Annotated in this window: 15 protein-coding genes; 13 read left to right on the forward strand and 2 right to left on the reverse strand. The window is 51.4% G+C overall.

Features of this window, described 5'->3' with window-relative positions; all coding sequences use genetic code 11:
• Window positions 1-178 precede the first annotated feature (178 nt).
• Window positions 179-667, reverse strand: a complete 489-nt coding sequence (locus B5F07_RS14985) for a GNAT family N-acetyltransferase (RefSeq protein WP_087162097.1) — start codon at window positions 665-667, stop codon at window positions 179-181.
• A gap of 153 nt (window positions 668-820) precedes the next feature.
• Between B5F07_RS14985 and B5F07_RS14990 the strand changes: the two genes are divergently transcribed.
• The 6 genes from B5F07_RS14990 to B5F07_RS15015 all read left to right on the forward strand — a co-directional run bounded on the left by B5F07_RS14990 (window position 821) and on the right by B5F07_RS15015 (window position 8,156).
• On the forward strand, window positions 821-2,038 hold the full coding sequence (locus B5F07_RS14990; RefSeq protein WP_242972547.1) for a Gfo/Idh/MocA family protein: 1,218 nt from the start codon (window positions 821-823) through the stop codon (window positions 2,036-2,038).
• Window positions 2,039-2,268: 230 nt separating this feature from the next.
• A complete protein-coding gene (gene pflB / locus B5F07_RS14995) occupies window positions 2,269-4,527 on the forward strand; it encodes a formate C-acetyltransferase (RefSeq protein ID WP_087162099.1) in 2,259 nt (752 codons plus the stop codon).
• 247 nt (window positions 4,528-4,774) lie between these two features.
• Window positions 4,775-5,503 (forward strand): pyruvate formate-lyase-activating protein, encoded by a 729-nt coding sequence (pflA, locus tag B5F07_RS15000; protein ID WP_087162100.1) that lies wholly within the window; start codon window positions 4,775-4,777, stop codon window positions 5,501-5,503.
• 176 nt (window positions 5,504-5,679) lie between these two features.
• Window positions 5,680-5,907, forward strand: coding sequence for a hypothetical protein (locus B5F07_RS15005; RefSeq protein ID WP_087162101.1), 228 nt, complete (start codon window positions 5,680-5,682; stop codon window positions 5,905-5,907).
• Between the two features lie 31 nt (window positions 5,908-5,938).
• Window positions 5,939-6,814: a DUF3737 family protein gene (locus tag B5F07_RS15010; RefSeq protein WP_087162102.1), complete on the forward strand. Its 876-nt coding sequence runs from the start codon at window positions 5,939-5,941 to the stop codon at window positions 6,812-6,814.
• Between the two features lie 25 nt (window positions 6,815-6,839).
• Window positions 6,840-8,156: an MATE family efflux transporter gene (locus B5F07_RS15015; RefSeq protein WP_087162103.1), complete on the forward strand. Its 1,317-nt coding sequence runs from the start codon at window positions 6,840-6,842 to the stop codon at window positions 8,154-8,156.
• Window positions 8,157-8,315: 159 nt separating this feature from the next.
• Here the strand turns inward: B5F07_RS15015 and B5F07_RS15020 are convergent, their stop codons facing one another.
• Window positions 8,316-10,346 carry a glycoside hydrolase family 31 protein gene (locus B5F07_RS15020; RefSeq protein WP_087162104.1) on the reverse strand — a complete coding sequence of 677 codons (2,031 nt, stop codon included), beginning with the start codon at window positions 10,344-10,346 and terminating at the stop codon, window positions 8,316-8,318.
• Between the two features lie 131 nt (window positions 10,347-10,477).
• On the opposite strand from B5F07_RS15020, the gene B5F07_RS15025 reads away from it, so the two are divergent.
• The 7 genes from B5F07_RS15025 to B5F07_RS15055 all read left to right on the forward strand — a co-directional run bounded on the left by B5F07_RS15025 (window position 10,478) and on the right by B5F07_RS15055 (window position 19,364).
• Window positions 10,478-11,485 carry an AraC family transcriptional regulator gene (locus tag B5F07_RS15025; protein ID WP_087162105.1) on the forward strand — a complete coding sequence of 336 codons (1,008 nt, stop codon included), beginning with the start codon at window positions 10,478-10,480 and terminating at the stop codon, window positions 11,483-11,485.
• Window positions 11,486-11,604: 119 nt separating this feature from the next.
• Window positions 11,605-12,663, forward strand: coding sequence for a phosphotransferase family protein (locus tag B5F07_RS15030; protein WP_087162106.1), 1,059 nt, complete (start codon window positions 11,605-11,607; stop codon window positions 12,661-12,663).
• Between the two features lie 53 nt (window positions 12,664-12,716).
• Window positions 12,717-14,063 (forward strand): MATE family efflux transporter, encoded by a 1,347-nt coding sequence (locus tag B5F07_RS15035; protein WP_087162138.1) that lies wholly within the window; start codon window positions 12,717-12,719, stop codon window positions 14,061-14,063.
• A 125-nt stretch (window positions 14,064-14,188) separates the two neighbouring features.
• Window positions 14,189-15,916, forward strand: coding sequence for an ABC transporter ATP-binding protein (locus tag B5F07_RS15040; protein ID WP_087162107.1), 1,728 nt, complete (start codon window positions 14,189-14,191; stop codon window positions 15,914-15,916).
• The gene (locus B5F07_RS15045; RefSeq protein WP_087162108.1) at window positions 15,916-17,805 is read left to right on the forward strand and encodes an ABC transporter ATP-binding protein; all 1,890 of its coding nucleotides are present in this window, start codon (window positions 15,916-15,918) and stop codon (window positions 17,803-17,805) included. Before B5F07_RS15040 ends, B5F07_RS15045 begins: the two co-directional genes overlap by 1 nt.
• Before the next feature lie 25 nt (window positions 17,806-17,830).
• Window positions 17,831-18,277, forward strand: a complete 447-nt coding sequence (locus tag B5F07_RS15050) for a MarR family winged helix-turn-helix transcriptional regulator (RefSeq protein ID WP_162613149.1) — start codon at window positions 17,831-17,833, stop codon at window positions 18,275-18,277.
• A gap of 139 nt (window positions 18,278-18,416) precedes the next feature.
• The gene (locus tag B5F07_RS15055) at window positions 18,417-19,364 is read left to right on the forward strand and encodes a hypothetical protein (RefSeq protein WP_087162110.1); all 948 of its coding nucleotides are present in this window, start codon (window positions 18,417-18,419) and stop codon (window positions 19,362-19,364) included.
• Window positions 19,365-19,407: the final 43 nt, after the last annotated feature.

Raw genomic sequence — 19,407 nt, forward strand, 5'->3', positions numbered from 1 at the left:
TTCAAATCGGAAGTTTTTAATTCGAACCGGAGTATTTATCCCCGATGCGGAAGTTTATTTTTCGAAAAAGACATCAAAAATCGCGGTACGGTTTTCTTTGCTTTTACCTATGCAGAAAAATGAAGTTTCCAGGAGATATCTTCCTGATGGGATAGAAGAAATCTCCGCCGCGAACTTTTTATGCTTCGCACTTCTGATATGCCAGCCGTTCGCTTCCGTCATCGGTATAGATGATACCGCAGTAATGAAAACCGTTTTTTTCAAGCATATGCTGCATTACGTGGTTATCGCGGTGGGTGTCGATTTTCAGATTGCCGCACTGTTTCAGTGCCCAGTCAAGACAGAAGGAAGCGGCGCCTTTGATCGTGCCGGCGGATGTGATGCGGTGGACGACACCATAGGGGCGTTCGTTCAGCCACTGGCCGCTGTAGATCCGGGCGTAAGTGTCGTCCGGTCCTTTTTTATAATAGAAAGTGGCGATAATCTCCGAGTGCTCCACGCATACATAGCTGCATCCGGAGAGGATATCCTGTTCGATCAGAGAAACGGAGGGATATGTAGTGCCCCACTGGGAGGGATTCCCGTGGGAAGCCATGAACATCCGGGCATTCTCGTACATCTTTATCAACAGTTCCATTTCATCATGTCTGGTTTTTCTTATTTCCATGTATTACCTCATATACCTCTCATAAACTGAAAATTTCTGCAGTCCAGTCTATTATAAACATATTCCGGAGAAAGATACAATTCTTTTTTTCTGACAGTTTTTGCAGTAAACTTCTTTTTAAAAAGAATAACAGCAGAATGGAGGCTGGAAAAGATGAAGATTGCGGTGATTGGAATGGGAAACATGGGAAGCCAGTACGCGCAGATGATTGCGGAGGGGAAGATTCCCGGGATGGAGCTTGCAGCGGTGACGCGGGTGAGAAAAGAGCGGTGGGAGACTTTGAAGGATATTATGCCGCAGGGGCTGAAGATATACGAGTCTGCGCAGGCGCTGTACGATGCTTTTGACAGGGGCGAGGTACAGGCGGACGGGGTGATTATCGCCACGCCCCACTACGCTCACAGCGAGGAGGCGGTGCAGGCTTTTGAACGGGGGCTTCACGTACTGTGTGACAAGCCCGCGGGCGTGTATTCCAGACAGGCACGGGAGATGACGGAGGCGTACAGAAAGGCGGCGGAGAGGAAGAACGCGGAGCAGCGGAAGGCAGCAGAAGAGAAGCCGGGGCTTTTATACGGATTTATTTTCAATCAGAGAACTATGCCTGTATACCGGAAATTAAGAGAACTTGTGCGGGGAGGAAAGTACGGGGATCTGAAGCGGGTAAACTGGGTGGTGACGGACTGGTACCGTTCTAATGCCTACTATACGTCCAATGCCTGGAGGGGAACATGGAAAGGCGACGGAGGCGGTACGCTTCTGAATCAGTGCCCCCACAATCTGGACCTGCTCCAGTGGATCTGCGGGATGCCTGCGCGGGTTCAGGGATTCTGCCATGAAGGGAAATATCATCCTATCGAGGTGGAAGACGAAGTGACCGCCTATATGGAGTGGGAAAACGGCGCCACGGGAATTTTCATCGCTTCCACGGGAGAAGCGCCGGGAGTCAACCGCCTGGAACTGAGCATGGACAATGCTCTGCTGGTCTGTGAAAACGGGAAGATACGGGTCTGCGAATTGGACAAACCGGAGATCGAGTACCGTCTTGGAACGGGGGATCCCTACGGACAGCCGCGGGGAACATGGAGCACCATTGACTGTGAAAACGAACAGCATCCCCACGAAAAGGTACTGCAGGAATTTGCCCGGGGGAACATGACTGCATCCGGGAAGGAGGCGGTTTACAGCCTGCTTCTGTCAAACGCCATCTATCTGTCCTCCTGGGAAAAGCAGATGGTGGAGATACCGAAGCCGGATACAGAGGAAGAGAGAAGATTTGAGCAGAAGTTTGAAAAATACCTGGAGGAAAAAGTACGCAAGCAGGAGAAGAAAAGAGAAAATCTGCCGGAAAATCCGGGGAAAAACATAAAATAGTGCTAGCAGAAAGCAAAAACACAATATGTAGTGTTTACACAAAAAATCCGGGTGGATTTTGTACAAAATCGTGTACAATAACGATAATGATAACAATTATCATAATAACTCTTGCCTTTTTCAGAACGTGATGATATACTAGCGCATGTAAACAAGGAGCGGCAGAGAATATGCAGCACTTAAGATAACAATTACACAGTAATTCAGTTTCATGAGGAGGTTTTCAGAAAATGGCAAAAGTTAATTTTGACCAGTGGGAAGGCTTTAACGGAAAACTCTGGAAAGAGGAAGTCAATGTGCGTGATTTCATTCAGCACAACTACACACAGTATGACGGAGACGAGTCTTTCCTGGCAGGACCGACAGAGGCGACGAACAAACTCTGGGGAGAACTTCAGAAGCTTCAGAAAGAGGAGCGTGCCAAAGGCGGAGTTCTGGATATGGAGACAGAGGTTGTTTCCGGCCTGACAGCATACGGCCCGGGATATATCAACGAAGACATGAAAGATCTGGAGCAGATAGTGGGACTTCAGACAGACAAGCCGCTCAAGAGAGCGTTCATGCCTTACGGTGGAATCAAGATGGCAGAGCAGGCGTGCACGACTTACGGTTATACACCTAGCGCAAAGCTGCATGAGATTTTTACAAAATATCATAAGACACACAACCAGGCAGTGTTTGACATCTACACACCGGAGATGAAAAAAGCCCGTCACAACAAGATTATCACAGGACTTCCGGACACATACGGAAGAGGACGTATTGTAGGCGATTACCGCCGTGTGGCTCTCTACGGAATCGATTACCTGATCGAGAAGAAGCAGTCCGATTTCGTTGAGTATGAGAGACACGGAATGAAAGGAACAGATTTCCGTCTCCGTGAAGAGATCGCAGACCAGATCCGCGCCCTGAACGGTATGAAAGAAATGGCTGCCGCTTACGGATACGACATTTCCAAACCGGCGACAAACGCAAAAGAAGCAGTACAGTGGCTGTACTTCGGATACCTTGCAGCTATCAAGACACAGAACGGCGCGGCGATGAGCGTTGGTCGTATTTCCACATTCCTTGACATTTATATCCAGAGAGACCTGGAGAAGGGAATCCTCACAGAGGAGCAGGCTCAGGAGCTTATCGACCACATTGTCATGAAGTTCAGAATGGTGAAGTTCGCAAGAATCCCGTCCTATAACGAGCTGTTTTCCGGAGACCCGGTATGGGCGACACTGGAGATGGCGGGAATCGGAATGGATGGACGCCATATGGTAACAAAGAACGATTACCGTTTCCTCCACACACTGGAGAACATGGGACCGTCACCGGAGCCGAACCTGACCGTGCTTTACTCTTCCCATCTGCCGGAGAACTTCAAGAAATATGCAGCATATATTTCCGTGAAGACAAGCTCCATCCAGTATGAGAACGATGATGTAATGCGTCCGGTATGGGGCGACGACTACTCCATCTGCTGCTGCGTATCTGCAACAGAGACCGGAAAAGAGATCCAGTTCTTCGGAGCACGCGCAAATCTGGCAAAATGCCTTCTCTACGCGATCAACGGCGGTGTTGACGAGAAGACGAAACAGCAGGTGGCTCCGCTGTACAGACCGATCACATCCGAATACCTCGACTATGATGAGGTTATGGAGAAATATGACCAGATGATGGAGTGGCTGTCCAAGCTGTACGTTGATACACTGAACATGATCCACTACATGCATGACAAATATTACTACGAGGCAGCAGAGATGGCGCTCATCGATACCAATGTAAGACGTACATTTGCAACAGGTATCGCAGGCTTCTCACATGTGGTTGACTCCTTAAGCGCAATCAAATATGCAAAGGTAAAAGTGATCCGCGATGATGACGGACTTGCAGTTGATTATGAAGTAGAGGGAGATTTCCCGAGGTACGGAAACGACGATGACCGCGCGGACGAGATCGCGGTATGGCTGCTCCGCACATTCATGAGCAAGCTGAAAAAATGCCATACCTACAGAAATTCCGAGCCTACAACATCCATCCTTACCATCACATCCAACGTGGTATACGGAAAGGCAACAGGATCCCTTCCGGATGGAAGAAAAGCAGGCGAGCCGCTGGCACCGGGAGCAAACCCGTCCTACGGTGCAGAGAAGAACGGCCTTCTGGCATCCCTCAACTCTGTGGCAAAACTGCCCTATGAGCAGGCACTTGACGGAATTTCCAATACACAGACCATCAGCCCGGGAGCACTCGGACATGATGATGCCGAGCGCACAGACAACCTGGTACATGTGCTTGACGGCTACTTTGATCAGGGTGCACATCACCTGAACGTGAATGTATTCGGTACGGAGAAACTGATCGATGCCATGGAGCATCCGGAGAAAGAAGAGTACGCGAACTTCACGATCCGTGTATCCGGATACGCAGTTAAGTTCATCGACCTGACAAGAGAGCAGCAGCTTGACGTAATCGCAAGAACATGCCACGATAGAATGTAATATTCGGGGACGTAGTAAAATTCAATTTGACTACGTCCCTTTTTAGACGCCGCCCTGTCCCTTTTTGCAGATAGCCCTGTCCCCACTTGAAATTTCCACAAACTTGCTTCTTATTATTGAAGAAAATGAAAGTGTTTTTCGTCAATTTGCACATAGGGGACACAGTAAATCGCAAAAAGGGACAGGGCGGAGGTTAATTGGGGACGTAGCAAAACTTAATTTTACTACGTCCCCAAAGGAGGTAATTATGCAGGGATACATCCATTCAACAGAGAGTTTCGGGTCGGTTGACGGCCCCGGAGTCCGCTTTGTCATCTTTGTCAGCGGATGTCCGATGCGCTGCCAGTTCTGCCACAATCCGGACACATGGAACATGCAGGCGGGGGAGCTGAAAAGTACAGATGATCTTTTAAAGCAGGCTCTCCGCTACAGGGCATACTGGAAAAACGGCGGCGGCATCACGGTCAGCGGCGGGGAACCGCTTATGCAGATCGATTTTCTGACAGAACTGTTTAAAAAGGCGAAGGAGCAGGGAATACACACAACGATCGATACGAGCGGAGCTCCTTTTACCCGTGAGGAGCCGTTCTTTGGCAAATTTAACGAGCTGATGAAATATACGGATCTGCTTCTGCTCGACATCAAGCATATCGATGAGGAGCAGCATAAGAAGCTGACAGGGCGCACGAATGTCAACATTCTGGACCTGGCGAGGTATCTTTCCGATATCGGCAAACCGGTCTGGATCCGCCATGTGCTTGTGCCGGAGCGCAGCGATTATGATGAATATCTTGAAAAGCTGAACGCGTTTATAGAGACGCTGAATAATGTGGAGAAAGTAGAAGTTCTCCCCTACCACACTCTTGGAGAATACAAATGGAAAGAGCTGGGGTATGACTATCCCCTTGCGGGAATCGAGCCTCCTTCAAAAGAGAGGATTGAAAACGCGAACCGCCTTCTTCACACGAAAGGTTAATATTGAAAATTTCGGAGAAATCCCGGGACCTGATGCATTTATCCCAGTAATCAGGCTCTGGGATTTTTTAATACTTTTCAGCTATAGATTGCTATAAAGAATAAGTATTGGCTATTTTCATGATAAAGTGCTACATTTATAACTGTAAAGAGCAGAGAAGGAAGTGGTGACAAGTTATGAAAAATGGAGAAGAAAATACGGTTATCCAGAATCTGCTTGATGCCGGCTGCGGCAAAAAGTTTATCGAAAACTTTCTGACATGCCGCAGAAAAGGCGAAGTGGGAAAACAGCTGAAGCTGCTTTCGGGGCAGCGGGATGAACTGCTTACGCGTGTACACGAGGAGGAAAAAAAGATTAACTGTCTGGATTACCTTGTGTATCAGATTGAAAAAGAAAAACACTGAAAGAATGATATAATAAAGGAGTAGATGAATTATGAAAATGATTGAAAATCAGAGATTTGATGAGGAACGGGCATTATACGGAAGCCACGGGATTACGGTGAAGAATTCTTCCTTTGACGGTCCGGCAGACGGAGAGAGTGCGCTCAAAGAGAGCAGCGATATCGCTGTGGATCATGTTTTCTGCAATCTGCGTTATCCGTTCTGGCATGACCACCGTCTGGAGATCCGGGACTGCGAGATGACGGAACTGTGCCGGGCAGCGCTCTGGTATTCGGATCATATTACAATTACGAATACGAAGATGCACGGGATCAAAGCTCTGCGGGAGTGCAGCGATGTAAGGATTGAGAACTGTGATATTATCTCACCGGAGTTTGGCTGGTCTGTGAAGAATATTGACATGAGACATACAACGGCAGAGAGCGAATACTTCATGATGCGTTCCGAGAACCTGCATTTTGAAGATGTGAATTTTAAAGGCAAATATTCATTCCAGTATACGGAAAATTCCGTGTTCGACAACTGTGTTTTTGACACAAAAGATGCATTCTGGCATTCGAAAAATGTGACAGTCAAAAACAGCGTAATCAAAGGCGAGTACCTTGCATGGTATTCCCAGGGACTCACGCTGATCAACTGTAAGATTACGGGAACACAGCCGTTCTGCTACTGTGAAGGCCTGAAGCTGATCGACTGCGAGATGGAGGATACGGACCTCTGTTTTGAAAAATCCGATGTAAACGCTGTGATCACCACGCCTGTGATCAGCATAAAAAATCCGAAATCCGGAGTGATCCATGTACCGGCTCTTGGCGAACTGATTATGGATGATGAAAATGCGGCGGGCAAGGTTATGATCGGAAATGATGCGGATGATGCGGTCAGTGAAAAATCTGTCTGCGCATAAAAGCCGGTCTGTATAAAATGTAAATATGAAATCAGAAAATTTGAAAACACTTATTTCACTCTCCATGCCTGCAGTGATCGAGCAGATCCTTGCTACGCTTCTGCAGTATGTTGACACAGCCATGGTCGGGCAGCTGGGGGAGCGCGCCACAGCATCAGTCAGCATTACCACAAATGTGACCTGGCTGGTGAACAGTGTGCCGGGAGCAATCGGTACGGCAATGCTCGTGCTGATTTCAAGGGCTGCCGGGGCAGGAGAGAAAAAACGGGTTAAAAAACTTTCACAGCAGGCATTTCTCCTGGCTGTGGCAGCAGGGCTGATCCTCGGGACCGGCTCTGTTTTGCTGAGCCCGTACATACCGGTCTGGATGGGAGCAGAGCCGGCGGTTCAGGCGGATGCTTCGCGGTACTTCTTCCTGATCAGCCTTCCCATGGCATTCCGGTCGGTGAGTTCCGTGCTCGGTTCCTCGCTGCGGGCGGTACACAATACAAAGACGCCGATGCTCATAAGCATAGCTGCCAACGGAATCAATATTGTCCTCAATTACCTGCTGATCTACACGGCGGGACTGGGTGTGACAGGAGCGGCAATCGCTTCTGCGGTTTCCTATACGGCATCGGGGATTCTGATGTTCTGCGCCTGCCAGAGAAACCCTCTCCTTCGCTGGAAAGCAGGTGAGTTCTCTGTGGACGGCGGACTGATCCGGGAGTGCGCTCTTGTAGGAACTCCCGTACTGGGCAGCAGTGTGGTCTCCTGCATGGGATATGTGGTGTTTGCCAGCCTGGTATCCGGGATGGGAACGACGGTGTTTGCCGCCCATTCCATCGCCGTGACGGCAGAGGAGATCTTCTACGTCCCGGGATACGGACTGCGCACGGCGGCGTCCACCATGATAGGAAATGCAAGAGGAGAAGGAAATGTCCCCCGGCTGAAATCGGTGGCGAAGCTGAGTGTGGTGCTGACGGTGGCAATGATGTGTGTCAGCGGACTTGTCCTTTACATATGTGCGGCTCCGCTGATGCGACTTTTTTCCCCGAGTGAACCGGTTGTCCGCCTCGGCGCGGAAATGCTCCGCCTTGTGGCTCTCTCGGAACCTTTTTTCGGGTTGATGATTGTTCTGGAGGGGATTTTCTACGGAATGGGAAAGACCGGATATTCCTTTTTCGTTGAAATGACCGGAATGTGGGGCGTGAGGATCCTTTTTACATTCCTGTGCGTAAACTGGTGGAATCTGGGGCTTCGCGCAGTCTGGTACTGTATGATCGCAGATAACGTGACCAAAGCAGTCCTGTTCGCACTCCCTTTCCTCCGCAGAGGGGAAAAATCGGTCTTTCGTGTATAGACTAACGAACGTCCCCGGGAAAAACCGATACTTCCTGTATGAGTAAACGTAATCCCGGAGAACGTATCATATAAGCAGACCTTCAAGCGGGAGCGGGTCTGCGTTATGATACGTTCTCCGGGATGGATGTTGTCTCATACAGAAAGCCGGGATTTTTCCCTATTTTTTAAGGGTATGCCAGTTCTCTTTCTTCTCATATTCTTTATGAATGCCGTCATCGTTATAGAGCAGGTATTCGGCTCCATCATATCCGAGCATCTTCAGGTCATCCCAGTTTACCATATCCACGCACTCTGCAGCTTCGGCAACGGGGATGCATTTGCCGGCGCGGATGAAGAGGGGCACCTCGTTCAGCGCCACGTCGATCCAGTGAGAACCTTTTTCCATGATCTCCTCATAGATCGTTCCGTCCGGAAGGAATTTGATGAACTGCATTTCCTCCGGCAGGTACACAAGACGTCCGGCTGCGTTCTGCTGGCAGACAGGTGCGATCATGATCTCGTCTCCAAGCATCAGCTGGTCTTCGATCTGGCGGGCGGTTTTGTCCTCCGGGTAAACGAAGGCCAGAGGCTTGAAGTACATGTCGTCATTTAAGGCTGCCTTCATGTATTCGCTGTAGAGATAGGGCAGCAGGCGGTATCTTACGCCGACCACGTGGCGGAAATCTTCCACATTTTCGAACTGATAGCATTCCTGGTCACGGGTTCCCAGGGCAGCGTGGTTGCGCATCAGCGGGGTAAATACGCCCAAAGCAAGGAAACGAAGCAGAAGCTCTCTTGTGGTGTCGGCGCCGAATCCGCCCAGGTCCGCTCCGGCATAGAGGAAACCGCACATGTTCAGGGACGGCATCATCTTCAGGTTCAGGAGCAGATGGGACCACCAGGACTTGTTGTCTCCGGTCCACACTCCGCCGTAGCGGTGCATTCCGATGTAGGAAGAGCGGGAGAACATAAGGAAACGTCTGTCCGGATCGATCCGCTCGAACCCTTCCCCTGCCGCACGGGTCATATTATAGCCGTAGAGGTTGTGAACCTGGTCATGGCGGACGCGCCCGACTGCTGTCTCATGGTAGAATCTCTTATAGTTTTCGTGGTTGTCGGAAAGCATCTGCATCCGCCAGCCCATTTGATCCTGCGGAATTTCTCCCGCCATGAAACGGGTGAACAGATCCTTCATTTCCTTCTGGCTTTCCGGCGTGTAGAAAATCGCAGGCTCATTCATGTCGTTCCAGAATCCCTCGATTCCCTGGTCTGTAAGGAAACGGTACTGGTCGCCGAACCATCTGCGGGCGTCGGCATTTAACACATCCGGAAAATGGGTGTCGCCTGGCCAGACCGCAGCTACAAAGTTGCTGCCGTCCTCCCTCTTGCAGAAATAATTTTTCTCAACCCCCTCCTCATAGACGCGGTATCCCTCTTCGATCTTTACCCCGGCGTCAATGATGGGGATCAGGCGGATGTGATTGTCCTTCATTTCCTGAACAAATCCCGGGAAATCATCCTGGAAATTTTCCTCATTCAGGGTGAAATCCATATATTTTTCCATATAATCAATGTCCATGTAAACCATGTCAAGCGGGATATGATTCTCGCGGTAGCCTTTTACCACGTTGCGGAAATCCTCTTTGGTCTTGTACCCCCAGCGGCTCTGCCCGAATCCGAAGGCAAATTTCGGGGGGATATAGCTTCTGCCGATAATATGGCGGAACTGTTTTACAATGTCGTACGGGGAATCTCCGGTGATGACATAGAGATTCAGGTCCGCCTTATCGCAGGTGACTTTCAGAGTGTCCGCTCTCGTGTATCCGATGTCAAATGTCAGGTAGGTGGGATAGTCGAAGAACAGTCCGAAATTGTCTTTTCCTGCTATGATGATGAAATTGTGCGCTCCGTAGAGAGAGATCTTGTCCTCGGTGTGGTTGGGGTCGTCGGTGCAGTCGCTGACATAGCGGAATCCCCGCTTGTTGATGCCCCGGTTCGCCTCGCCCAGGCCATAGACGATATCTTCGTTATCCATTATATATGTAAAAGTAAATCCCGCCTCTCCATCTGTTCCGGAAAGGCTGATTTCGCCGTAGGGAACGGTTTCCGGCGCATTTTTACTTTCTGTTCCGCCAATAGCGGCAGCTTCAACATCCTCCGTCACGGCTTCGGTCGGAAATGGTGTACCGAATACATACTTCTTGATCATGATGATTTCCTCCTGTTCTGGTGTAAATGAAATTTGAACTGTTATCTCATTATAGGGAAATTTGTGAAAAAAAGCTTGCACCATACTGCACTTTCATGACACAATAATGCTGTGATGGAAAGGAGCGCCAAATGAACAGACAGATTGCAGAGTTTCTGAGCCGGCAGGAAGAGCAGGAGCGGCAGATATACAGGTCGGAGGAACAGTTAAGGAAAATGATCGAAAATGATTTTCTCGACAGTGGTAATATTTTCCGTACAATCGGAGAAAAGTACCGCGGAAGGGAGAACGGCACAGTGCGGTTCTTCCGAAGGACTTCGTTTTTTCCCCTTCAGGAGACAATGCCGGTTCCGGTGAGAAAATGCAGCTCCTTCTATATCAGTAAACATACGATGAGCCAGGTTCCGTATTTCCATAATCATGACTTCTATGAGCTGGTCTATGTCATGCAGGGAAAATGTACCCAGTGGTTCCCGGGAAAGATACCGGAGAAAAGTTCTCCGGCAGCGGAGCCGGAGACACCTTTGGTTCTCTCAGCCGGGGAGGGGAGTCTGATCCGTCCCGGCATGGTCCATGCTGTCGGCAGATGCAGCGCGGATGACCAGATCCTGAAATTTATGATTCCCCGGAAGCTTTTTGAATCCTGCGTGCCGGCAGCAGATATTCCCCTTACCTTCTGCGGTGCCGGTCCCCGGATCGACTATCTGATCTGTATGATGCTCTCAGAGAGCACCGGGCGGCGGATATACTGGGAGGAGTCAGTGAAACATTATCTGGCGCTGTTTTTTATCGAACTGATGCGGGGCCCGTCCGGACAGGGAGGAGAGATGGCGCGCAGGTTGGAACAGTATTTTGAGCTTCACCCGGATACAGCGGCGCTCAGGACGTTTGCCACAGAGATCGGATACAGCAGTGCATATGCGGGGAAAAGAATCCGGGAGCAGACCGGGGAAAATTTCTCCCGGAATCTTCTGGACTGGAGGATGAAGAAGGCTGCCCGGCTTCTTTCCGATACGGATGAGCCCGTGGAGGCGGTTGCGGCGGCGCTTGGATATGCAGGAAGATCCGGCCTGTATAAACAGTTTCAGGAGCGATACGGCATGACGCCCGGCGAATACCGGGAGCTTTTCCGGAAATAAAAGAAAAGATACAGATATCTTTACAGGAGACAGACAGGTGCGCTGAGTGGACAGTCTGTCTCCGTTCTTTTCTGTATAATTATAAGCATGCACAGTACAGAGAAATGAGGAGGAAAGCGATGAAGAGCAGGACGAAAAACCATCTGACAGACGAAAAGATCCGGGAACTTCTGCGGATTCATTTTGGCAGCGCATGCGAGGCGGATACAATCGAAGAACTGGAGGGGGGCATGTTTAACGCCATCTACCGGATCGGAAGAAAGAGGGAAAAGGACCGCATCATACTAAAAGTGGGAGTTGTGCCCGGCACTCCGCTTCTGACCTACGAGCAGGATGTGATGCCAACAGAGGTGGAGTGCTACCGGCTGATCCGACAGGAAACCGGTGTTCCGGTTCCTGAGATTCTTGCATGTGATTTCAGTAAAAAATACATAGCAAGCAATTATTTTTTTATGACGGAACTGACCGGACAGCCCCTCTCGGAGGTGATGCGGAAGATGGATGGGGAAAACCTGAAAAAGATCCGCAGGGAACTGGCAGGGTATCTGGAGCAGATCCACAGGATACACGGATCCTATTTCGGATATTTCACGGAGGATCCCGGACGGAGATACGGGACATGGAGAGAGGCGTTCTTCGCCATGTTCGCCCAGATTCTGGATGATGCACGGGAGCATGGAGTGCGGCTTCCCTATCACCGGATTGAGAATGTCCTCAAGGAAAAAGCATACTGCCTTGATGCCCTCAGGGAGCCGTCCCTTGTGGAATATGACTGCCATGAAGGCAACATATTTGTAAAGCGGTCAGAAGACGGAGCCGGGGAATATGTGATCGAAGGGATCATTGATTTTGAGAGAGCCTGGTGGGGAGATCCGCTGGCGGATTTCCCGGCGGCCTTTGTCCTTACGGATGATATCCGGAAGGAAAAGGATTTTCTGGACAGTTATCTGGAAGCCTCAGGGCGGCGGGCGTTTACGGAAGAGGACGCTGTCCGCTGCCAGATGTACCGGATGTATCTCATGGTGATCATGGCGTCGGAGACCTTCCGTTACAGTTTCCCCTACTCTGCGCTGCAGGGATTCTGGGCGAAGGCACAGGTGCGGAAATGTCTGAAATACCTGGAGACGGGGAAGGAATATCCGGAAGGAAAGAAGCGGCCGGAAAGTGAGGGAAAATGATGAGAGGCGGCAAAAAGCGATACTCTCAGGGAGGACAACGGCAGATACTGCAGATGCTAAGGAAGAAACAGAAGCCCCGGGAGAAGGAGCAGAAGTACCCGGCGGAGCAGCTTGGCACCGCGCCTGTGGGGCGGCTGATTCTGGAGATGTCCGTTCCCTCTGTCATCGGAGTGATGGCATACAGCATTTATAATCTGTTTGATACGGTATTCCTGTCGCAGGGGGCAGGTATGGAGGCAGTGGGAGGGGCGGCGGTCTCGTTTCCGCTGTTTCTTTTTCTCTCTGCAGTCTCATCCACCCTGGGGAGCGGGGCGGCGTCTGTCATGTCCCGGGCATTCGGGCGCGGAGACATGGAGCAGGCGGCGAAAACGGCGGGGAACACGTTTGCCGTTTTCTATGGGACGGCCGTTCTGGTCACCGTGTTCGGGCTTCTGTTCCTCGACCCTGTTCTCTATGCCATGGGCGTGACGGACGATCTGCTTCCCTACGCCAGAGACTACACCCGCATTATTCTGGCAGGTGCGGTGACAAGCACGGGATTTTCCAGTCTGATCCGGGCGGAGGGCAGCAGCCGGTACGCCATGAATATCTGGGTGATTCCCCTGTCGGCGAATGTAGTGTTTGACTGCCTGTTCATTTTCGCATTCCGCATGGGTGTGACGGGAGCGGCTCTTGGGACGGTTCTGGGACAGTGCATTTCCATGGGGATGAGCATCTGGTATTTCTTCCTGTCGGGAAAGAGCTGTCTGAATCTGAAGCTCCGGCATTTTATTCCGGATTTTCCGGTTATAAAAGAGATCCTGCTGACCGGGCTTCCGTCGTTTGTCCAGACATGCGGGACCGGGCTGTCCACGGTGATTGTCAACTGGTTCCTGAGAAAATACGGAGGCAGCCTGTCCATCGGCACTTACGGGATCGCGGGGCGGGTCATGACATTTGTCCAGTTCCCGGTTATGGGGCTTGCCCAGGGGATACAGCCGGTGATCGGATATAACCGGGGCGCGGGAAAACGGGAGCGCGTCAGAGAGACTATGAAGAAATCCCTCCGGGGCGCCGCAGTGTACGGGGGAGCTGTGTATCTGCTGACAGCGCTGTTCCCGGAGACGGTGCTGGGGATTTTTACGGGGGATGAAGAAGTCCTCAAGCTTGGAAGCAGGATCCTGCGCATTGCGGGATTGGGGCTTGCCTTCAGCGCAGTTGTGTGGATCCGCGCCACATACTTTCAGGCGGTGGGAAGAAAGCGGGCGGCTCTTCTGGCAGGGCTTCTCGGTCCGGTGATTTTCTTTGCTCCTGCGGCGTTTGTTCTCGGAGGGATGTTCGGACTGGACGGGATCTGGTACGCCTTTCCCGTGTCCGCTGCAGCAGCCTGTCTTGTGACAAAAAACTGTACTGACAGATGAATGAACTGACAGATGAATCATGAAAAATTGCATTGACATTTCCGTTCTGTTGCGCATACAATAGTTGTATGCGCAACTGTTGTTTTTGGCAGGTTATTGAGAAAGATTACGGGAGGTTGCAGGAGATGATCAGACGGATTTTTTCTTATTCCGGGCAGTACAGAAAGTATCTTATCTTTGCCGCCCTGTGTGTGGCGGCGGAATCGGTTTTTGAACTTCTGATTCCCCTTATTATGGCGAATATCGTGGACATCGGAGTGGCAAACGGAGACCGGGCTTACATTTTTCAGCAGGGAGGGCTGATGATCCTCTGTGCGGGAGGGGCGCTGATCCTGGGAATCGGCAGCGCAAAATTCTCTGCCATCGGCGGGCAGGGGCTTGGCGCCAACATCCGGGAGGCAGAGTATGCGAAGCTGCAGCAGTATTCCTTCGCAAATGTGGATCACTTCCAGCTTTCCTCCCTGGTCACCCGCATGACCAGTGACGTCACCAATATCCAGAACAGTATTTCCGGGGGAATGCGCCCGGCGTGCAGGGGACCGGTGATGCTGGTGGCCGCCACCTTTGTGGCGTTTACGATCAACGCGGAGCTGGCGGTTGTATTTCTCGTGGCGCTTCCCACGCTTGGAATCTGCCTGTTCCTGATTATCCGCAACGTCCGTCCGCTGTATGCGAAGATGCAGGGGGCCATCGATCTTGTGAACCGGATCATTCAGGAGAATCTGACGGCAGTGCGCGTGGTAAAGGCGTATGTCCGCGGTGAATACGAGATCGGTAAATTCGGGGAAGTCAATACCAATCTGCAGACCCAGTCCGAACGCGCGTTCAGGCTGGCCACGACAAATATGGCAGCTATGCAGTTTGTCATGTACGGAACGATCCTGAGTATCCTCTGGTTCGGCGGAAACATGATCCAGGTGGGAGATATGCAGGTGGGAGAGCTGACCGGATTTTTAAGCTACGTCCTGCAGATTCTCAACTCTCTGATGATGATCTCCAACATTTTCCTGATGCTGACCCGCTCTCTTGCTTCCGGAAAGCGGATTCTGGAGGTGATGGACGAGGAGATCGACATCCGGGAGGACAATGCCCGGGATATCGAGGTGACAAGGGGAGAGATCATTTTCGACCATGTGTATTTTAAGTACCGGAAAGATGCGCCGGAGTATGTGCTCTCCGACATTTCCCTGAAAATAGAGGCGGGGCAGACTGTGGGAATCGTAGGGCAGACCGGATCCGCCAAGTCCACCCTTGTCCAGCTGATCCCCAGGCTGTACGACATTACGTCGGGAAGCCTTCTGATTGACGGATATCCGGTTGACCAGTATCCGCTGAAACACCTGCGTGATGCGGTGGCTATGGTTCTGCAGAAGAATACCCTGTTTTCCGGAACTCTCCGTGAGAACCTGCTCTGGGGGAATCCGGAGGCGGATCAGGAAGAGATCGAGGAAGCCTGCAGGATCGCCGGCGCGGATGAGTTTATCGGGCGCCTGGAAAAAGGGTACGACACGGAGATGGGGCAGGGCGGCGTGAACGTCTCCGGAGGGCAGAAGCAGCGGCTCTGTATCGCCCGTGCGCTTCTGAAAAAGCCGAAGGTGCTCATCCTGGACGATTCCACCAGCGCGGTGGACACGGCAACAGAGGCTCGGATCCGGCAGGAACTGTCGGAAAAACTGCCTGATATGACAAAGATTATCATCGCCCAGAGAATTTCTTCGGTGCGGCACGCAGACCAGATCATCGTCCTGGACGACGGGAAAGTGCAGGGAATCGGAACTCACGAAGAGCTTCTTGCAGGAAATGAGATCTACCGGGAAATCTATGATTCACAGAAGGAAGGAGCGGATCTGTAATGGCGAGATATACGGGATATAAAAGGCCGAAGAATACCAGAAAGGCTCTGGCGGAACTGTTCCGATACATGGGATACCACAAGTGGATGCTTCTTCTTGTGGCGGTTCTTGTGCTGATCAGTACCGGGGCAAGCGTGACAGGAACATACCTGTTGAAGCCGGTGATCAACCGGTTCATTCTTCCGGGGGACATCCGGGGCCTTATCATGGCTCTTGCCGGAATGGGGATCATGTATTTCTGCGGAGCGCTTTCCACTTTCTTCTACAACAGGCTGATGGTAAAGACCTCCCAGAAAGTGGTGGGGGATATCCGCCGGGATCTGTTCGTCCACGTGCAGAGACTTCCCCTGAAATACTTCGACTCCCATACCCACGGGGAGATGATGAGCCGTTTTACCAATGATGTGGACACGGTACAGGAGGCGCTGAACAACAGCTTTACCATGGTGATCCAGAGTTCCCTTACTCTTGTGGGAACCGTGGTGATGCTCCTTGTGCTCAATGTGAGGATGTCCCTGATCGTGATTGTGTTCCTTTGCCTGATGTTCTGGTTTATCAAGTGGAACGGGAAACGGAGCAAGGAATACTATAACCGGCAGCAGGCGGAACTTGCGGGAATCAACGGATTCGTGGAGGAGATGGTGGCAGGACAGAAGGTGGAGAAGATCTTTAACCATGAAGAGGAAGATATGAAGATCTTTAAAAAGAGAAATGAAGCCCTGCGCAAGGCTTCCACGAAAGCTCTCGCCTATTCCGGAATGATGGTGCCGTCCATCGTAAGCCTCTCCTATGCAAATTATGCCATATCCGCGTGCGCGGGAGGACTTCTTGCCATCGCCGGACTGATGGATCTGGGAAGCCTGGCGGCGTATCTGGTCTATGTGCGGCAGAGCGCCATGCCCCTGAACCAGTTTACCCAGCAGGTAAACTTCATCCTCTCTGCCCTTGCCGGAGCAGAACGGATCTTCGAGATGATGCACGAGGAGCCGGAGGTGGATGAGGGAACAGTAACTCTGGTAAATGTAAGGGAAATGGAGGGAAATATATGTTCTGAGAACTACCCGGAATACACAGGCAGCACACATCTCATGGAATGCCCGGAATATACGGGGAAATATGCGTGGAAGGATGGAAAAACGGGCGCGCTGACACCCCTTCGCGGAGACGTGCGGTTTGAAAATGTGACCTTCGGATACGTTCCGGGGAAAACCGTTCTCTCCGGAATCAGCCTTTACGCGAAACCGGGACAGAAGATCGCATTTGTCGGATCCACCGGAGCGGGCAAGACGACGATCATCAACCTGATCAACCGTTTCTATGAGATCCAGGGCGGAAAGATTACCTACGACGGAATCGATGTGAGGCGGATCCGCAAAGATGACCTTCGCAGATCCCTGGGAATGGTGATCCAGGATACCCACCTCTTTACCGGGACGATCGCGGACAATATCCGCTATGGAAGGCTGGACGCCACGGATGAAGAAGTCCGGGAAGCGGCGCGGCTTGCCAATGCAGATTCGTTTATCCGCAGGCTCCCGAAGGGGTATGATACGATGCTCTACAGTGACGGCAGCAATCTCTCCCAGGGACAGCGGCAGCTCCTCGCCATTGCCAGGGCGGCGGTGGCGCATCCGCCGGTGCTGATTCTGGATGAGGCGACTTCCTCTATTGATACCCGTACCGAGCGCCTGATTGAAAAAGGTATGGATGCGATCATGGAGGGAAGGACTGTGTTCGTGATTGCCCACCGGCTTTCCACCGTCCGCAATTCCCAGGCGATCATGGTACTGGAACATGGACAGATCATCGAGCGTGGAAACCACGAGGAGCTTCTGGAACAGAAAGGACGGTATTATCAGCTTTATACGGGAATGTATGAACTGGAGTGACGCCGGAAGGAAGAGGTATAGAGAGATGACAGAGAAAGAAAAATTCAGAAAAATATTGTTTCAGGTTGAGCTTCTGAAACGGAGAAAGGTACAGGCGTATCTCCGGCAGATCGGCCTGACACCGGGGCAGGGGCAGGCGCGGATCCTGATGTACCTTTCGGAACATACAGATGTCACCCAGCGCCAGCTTTCCGATGAATGCCTTCTGGATGTGACGACCATGTCCCGGGTGCTTGACCGGATGGAGAAAATGGGGGTGATCATCCGGGAGCGGGACCCCGAGTGCCGCCGCGCATACAAAGTCAGCCTGACCGGAGCCGGGGAGGCGAAGGCGGAAGAGGTAAAGGTCGGATTTCGGGAACTGGAAGAAGTGATGTGTAAGGGGATCTCCCGGGAGGAGATCCGGGTGCTGACGGAAGGGCTGGCGAAGGTGGAGGAGAACCTGCGGGAGATGCCTGGCGAAAAAGTATAAAAAGAGTCTGAGAAGATCCGGTACGGAGGAAAGCTCCGGAGCCGGATTTTTTCTTGCTTTTATTGTCCCCTTTTCCTCTCCTGATACGAATACATATACAGAAGAGTATTCATATCAGGAAAAGGGGACAAGGGGTGAGATGGAAAAATACGGGAGAATACCGGAAGAATTTCTGCCGGTTATGAAAGCGGCACAGGCATGCATTGATGATGCAGGCGAAGAACGGCCGGAGGTGGTGTGGCTGAAGGAACGGTTTGATAATATAAGGAAGAAATATTTCCTGCGAACCAGAATGGAAGCGGACCGGTTTGTTTTTGAGCGCATGTACGGGTGCCCTCCGCAGACGGATACGGACTGTCTGAAGATCCGCTACTGGCGTACCGGAAAATATACGCCCATCAACCGGGAACAGTGCCGGATGCTTGGGGAGGCGTTGGAACTGTCCGGGGAGGAGATGCTCTTTTTGTTCCAGGGGTATTATGACCGCAGTGCCACAGTGTATATGGAAGGAGAGGACAGTGAAGAATACCGGGAAAAATGCAGGAGAATGGAAGGGCTGATCCGGAGATACCTTGCGCATATTCCGGAAGAGACCCTGAACCGGCTGAAGATAGCTCCCTCGGAAAGAGACCATTATTTCCGGCATCTGTACTTTACCGATGCCTTCCGCTATGTCTGTGAACCCGTCCGGGAAAACACGGCAGCGCTGAAAAAACATATCACCAGTACCCGCTATGATTCGGAGATTCGCAGACAGATGAAGCTTCTGGGAGAGATTCCGCGCCGGACCATGATCCGTCATCTGATTATTCTGGGGGCGCCGGAGCTGACTCTGGATTGGATGAACCGGCAGCTGAAAGCGTTCGGATATCTGCCATTAAGGGAAGAACATACCATGACCGGAGGAGAGCGGCTGGACCGGCTTCTGATCTCCATACTCGCGGAATACGAGAAGACACGCGCCGGGAAAACGAACGAGGAGAACAGGATATGGCTCCGGAGAAGCTGCCGGATACTGGATGATTTCTATAAGAAGAAAAAATACAGACGCATGAGATTTATGCATTTTAAGTCGCTGGAGATATAGAAAAGCGGAAGATACAGGAGAAAATTGCACAGAATGAAAATAC

It is taken from the genome of Lachnoclostridium sp. An169, assembly GCF_002160525.1.
GTDB classification, from domain to species: domain Bacteria; phylum Bacillota; class Clostridia; order Lachnospirales; family Lachnospiraceae; genus Mediterraneibacter; species Mediterraneibacter cottocaccae.

What these genes read in the sequence shown, in the direction of transcription:
- B5F07_RS14985 (WP_087162097.1), bottom strand. Translation starts at nt 667, where the DNA reads ATGGAAATAAGAAAAACCAGACATGATGAAATGGAACTGTTGATAAAG.
- B5F07_RS14990 (WP_242972547.1), top strand. Translation starts at nt 821, where the DNA reads ATGAAGATTGCGGTGATTGGAATGGGAAACATGGGAAGCCAGTACGCG.
- pflB (WP_087162099.1), top strand. Translation starts at nt 2,269, where the DNA reads ATGGCAAAAGTTAATTTTGACCAGTGGGAAGGCTTTAACGGAAAACTC.
- pflA (WP_087162100.1), top strand. Translation starts at nt 4,775, where the DNA reads ATGCAGGGATACATCCATTCAACAGAGAGTTTCGGGTCGGTTGACGGC.
- B5F07_RS15005 (WP_087162101.1), top strand. Translation starts at nt 5,680, where the DNA reads ATGAAAAATGGAGAAGAAAATACGGTTATCCAGAATCTGCTTGATGCC.
- B5F07_RS15010 (WP_087162102.1), top strand. Translation starts at nt 5,939, where the DNA reads ATGAAAATGATTGAAAATCAGAGATTTGATGAGGAACGGGCATTATAC.
- B5F07_RS15015 (WP_087162103.1), top strand. Translation starts at nt 6,840, where the DNA reads ATGAAATCAGAAAATTTGAAAACACTTATTTCACTCTCCATGCCTGCA.
- B5F07_RS15020 (WP_087162104.1), bottom strand. Translation starts at nt 10,346, where the DNA reads ATGATCAAGAAGTATGTATTCGGTACACCATTTCCGACCGAAGCCGTG.
- B5F07_RS15025 (WP_087162105.1), top strand. Translation starts at nt 10,478, where the DNA reads ATGAACAGACAGATTGCAGAGTTTCTGAGCCGGCAGGAAGAGCAGGAG.
- B5F07_RS15030 (WP_087162106.1), top strand. Translation starts at nt 11,605, where the DNA reads ATGAAGAGCAGGACGAAAAACCATCTGACAGACGAAAAGATCCGGGAA.
- B5F07_RS15035 (WP_087162138.1), top strand. Translation starts at nt 12,717, where the DNA reads ATGCTAAGGAAGAAACAGAAGCCCCGGGAGAAGGAGCAGAAGTACCCG.
- B5F07_RS15040 (WP_087162107.1), top strand. Translation starts at nt 14,189, where the DNA reads ATGATCAGACGGATTTTTTCTTATTCCGGGCAGTACAGAAAGTATCTT.
- B5F07_RS15045 (WP_087162108.1), top strand. Translation starts at nt 15,916, where the DNA reads ATGGCGAGATATACGGGATATAAAAGGCCGAAGAATACCAGAAAGGCT.
- B5F07_RS15050 (WP_162613149.1), top strand. Translation starts at nt 17,831, where the DNA reads ATGACAGAGAAAGAAAAATTCAGAAAAATATTGTTTCAGGTTGAGCTT.
- B5F07_RS15055 (WP_087162110.1), top strand. Translation starts at nt 18,417, where the DNA reads ATGGAAAAATACGGGAGAATACCGGAAGAATTTCTGCCGGTTATGAAA.